The sequence below is a fragment of the Pseudomonas sp. 51_B genome (assembly GCF_017491595.1).
Lineage (GTDB): Bacteria > Pseudomonadota > Gammaproteobacteria > Pseudomonadales > Pseudomonadaceae > Aquipseudomonas > Aquipseudomonas promysalinigenes.
Genome location: NZ_JAFGYW010000513.1, coordinates 1 through 267, shown reverse-complemented (window position 1 = coordinate 267; position 267 = coordinate 1). Strand labels below are relative to the sequence as shown.

Here is a 267-nt window from a genome sequence, read left to right as displayed (position 1 = left end):
CGGTGTTGGCTGGTGCTGGGACCGTGATCGAGCCTTCGGTCAAACCTTTGCCAATGGTGATGACTTCACCATTGCTCAGGGTGATCTTCATCTCGCTACCGGCCGGATTGGTCAGGGTAGCGGTGTAAACGATGCTGCCACCTTCCTGGACGGTGCCGGTAGCGGACAGGGTGAGGCCAGTGCTATCGAGCTTCGCCGGGTCATCCGTAACCGAAGTGGTTGGGTTACCAGCCGTTTCCAGCTTCTCGTAGTTGCCGCCAGTGACAT

1 protein-coding gene is annotated in these 267 nt (G+C 58.4%); it reads right to left on the bottom strand.

Annotation, left to right across the window (positions count from 1 at the left end; all coding sequences use genetic code 11):
* Positions 1–267: immunoglobulin-like domain-containing protein (locus tag J5M56_RS25985; RefSeq protein WP_207938188.1), on the bottom strand; the 267-nt coding region annotated here is incomplete at both ends.